We start from the raw sequence: 2,964 nt of genomic DNA on the forward strand, positions 1-2,964 counted from the left end.
GGAGCCGTCCACCGGTCAGCGGCGCCCTGCTCTCCCACGGGCTTCCCCCGCAGTACCATCGGCGCGGCGCGGCTTAGCTTCCGGGTTCGGGATGGGACCGGGCGTGCCCCGCGCGCTAGAACCGCTGACCGGTGGGCGGCTCCTGCCGCCCACCCGGGATATGACCTCGCGTGCCCTGGGGGCCGCACAGCGACTTGGACGACGGGCCTTCGAGACTCTCTGATGCGGCCGCAACGGTGCGACGCCCGCATGGATGCGTCGGCGCCCGCGCGATGGATGCGGGTAAGAGCTCGGGCTATTAGTACCGCTCGGCTGAGGCGCTCGCGCGCCTTGCACCTGCGGCCTATCGACCAGGTAGTCTACCTGGGCCCTTACCGGAAGGAGAACTGATCTCGGGAACGGCTTCCCGCTTAGATGCCTTCAGCGGTTATCCGCGCCGCACGCCGCTACCCAGCCGTGCCGTTGGTCGACAACTGGTTCACGGGAGGTGCGTCCACCCCGGTCCTCTCGTACTAGGGGCAGCCTCCCTCGATTCTCCTGCGCCCGCGGAGGATAGGGACCGAACTGTCTCACGACGTTCTGAACCCAGCTCGCGTACCGCTTTAAACGGCGAACAGCCGTACCCTTGGGACCTGCTCCAGCCCCAGGATGCGATGAGCCGACATCGAGGTGCCAAACCTTGCCGTCGATGTGGACTCTTGGGCAAGATCAGCCTGTTATCCCCGGAGTACCTTTTATCCGTTGAGCGACGGCCCACCCACGCGGGGCCGCCGGATCACTAGAGCCTGCTTTCGCACCTGCTCGGCGTGTCTGCCTCGCAGTCAAGCCCGCTTACGCTCTTGCACTCAAAAGGACGGTTGCCGACCGTCCCGAGCGGACCTTCGCGCGCCTCCGTTACCCTTTAGGAGGCGACCGCCCCAGTCAAACTACCCACCTGGCACGGTCCCCGCACCGGATCACGGCTGCGGGTTAGGACGCCGGCGCGCCGGGGGCGGTATTCCAAGGTCGGCTCCACCCGGGCTGGCGCCCGGGCTTCGAAGCCTCCCGCCTATCCTCTACGCGACGGGCCAGCGGCCAATGCCAAGCTGCAGTGAAGGTTCACGGGGTCTTTCCGTCCTTCCGCGGGTAAGTCGCATCTTCACGACTAGTGGAATTTCACCGGGTCCATGGTCGAGACAGCGCCCAATTCGTTGCGCCTTTCGTGCAGGTCGGAACTTACCCGACAAGGAATTTCGCTACCTTAGGACCGTTATAGTTACGGCCGCCGTTTACCGGGGCTTGGCTTCGGGGCTTCGCTCGCGCTAACCCCTCCGCGTGACCTTCCGGCACCGGGCAGGCGTCAGACCCTATACGTCGGCTCTCGCCTTCTGCAGAGTCCTGTGTTTTTGGTAAACAGTCGATTGGGCCTCTTCGCTGCGGCCGGCCTCCGCTCCCCGAGCGAGTCGGTTCACGTACGCGCCGGCGCCCCTTCTCCCGAAGTTACGGGGCCATTTTGCCGAGTTCCTTGACCATGGTTGACCCGATCGCCTCGGTATGTTCTACCCACCCACCTGTGTCGGTTTGCGGTACGGGCGGAAGACCCCCTGCCTAGGGGTTTTTCTGGGGACCACGGGCTCACTCGCTTCGCTCAGTCGCTTCGTCCGGAGCCTAACCCTCATGCGGACCGGATTTGCCTGGTCCGCGGGCCGCGCTCCATCACGGGGACGTCCAGAACCCCGCCGAGCCACCCCAATCCGTCGCCCCGTCGGTCGTGACGGTGATCTTCCGGTGCAGGAATGTCCACCTGCTGCGCTTCGCCTACGGCTCCCGCCCTCGGCTTAGCCCCCGACTGACCCTGGGAGGATTAGCCTCGCCCAGGAAACCTCGGGTTTACGGCGGACGAGTTACTCTCTCGTCTCTCGCTACTCATGCCAGCATTCTCACTCGATGCCGCTCCACCGTCGGTGACCCTCCGGCTTCGCCGCAGCATCGACGCTCCCCTACCGATGATATGAATCATCCCGCCGCTTCGGCTCCGAGTTTAGCCCCGTGTATTGTCGGCGCATGTCCACTCGACCAGTGAGCTGTTACGCACTCTTTGAAGGGGTGGCTGCTTCTAAGCCAACCTCCTGGTTGTCTGCGCGGACGCACATCCTTTGCCACTCAACTCGGAATTTGGGGCCTTAGCGGGCGGTCTGGGCTGTTTCCCTCTCGAGCACACAGCTTAGCCCACATGCTCTGACTGCCGCGCTCTGGACCGACCGGCATTCGGAGTTCGGTTCGAATCGGTAGGCGGCGAAGCCCCCTCATCGATCCGGTGCTCTACCTCCGGCGGTTAACGCGCGACGCTAGCCCTAAAGCTATTTCGGGGAGAACGAGATATCTCCGGGTTTGATAGGCCTTTCACCCCTATCCCCAGGTCATCGGCGCACTTTTCAACGTACGTCCGTTCGGCCCTCCACGGGGTCTTACCCCCGCTTCAGCCTGCCCAGGGATAGCTCACCCGGCTTCGCGTCTGCGGCACGCGACTCAAAGCGCCCGTTTCGGACTCGCTTTCGCTCCGGCTCGCTTATGAGCTTAACCTCGCCGCGTGCCAGCAACTCGCTGGCTCATTCTACAAAAGGCACGCCGTCACCGGACGAAGCCGGCTCCGACGCCTTGCGGGCGCACGGTTTCAGGTACTGTTTCACTCCCCTCCCGGGGTGCTTTTCACCTTTCCCTCACGGTACTGGTGCGCTATCGGTCACATGGGAGTACTTAGGCTTGGAGGGTGGTCCCCCCGGGTTCGGACCGGGTTTCACGTGCCCGGCCCTACTCAGGGACCTCCCTCGGGGCCCGTCCAGGGTGCGCCTACGGGGCCCTAACCCTGTGCCGCCGGCCTTCCCATGCCGTTCGGCTCCCCTGGACGGAAACCCCGCCGGGAGCGCCAGCTCCCGGGAGGGGAGGCCCTGCAACCCCGGCGGCGGAAAGGCTGGCGCCCGCGCC

Annotated in this window: 2 rRNA genes; both read right to left on the minus strand. The window is 65.0% G+C overall.

Going from position 1 to position 2,964, the window contains the following annotated elements:
- Nucleotides 1–13 precede the first annotated feature (13 nt).
- Nucleotides 14–129: ribosomal RNA gene (rrf, locus tag C1711_RS00020) — 5S ribosomal RNA — on the minus strand.
- Between the two features lie 149 nt (nt 130–278).
- Nucleotides 279–2,964: ribosomal RNA gene (locus C1711_RS00025) — 23S ribosomal RNA — on the minus strand; the annotation flags it as partial.

This window comes from Collinsella provencensis (assembly GCF_900199705.1).
GTDB classification, from domain to species: Bacteria; Actinomycetota; Coriobacteriia; order Coriobacteriales; family Coriobacteriaceae; genus Collinsella; species Collinsella provencensis.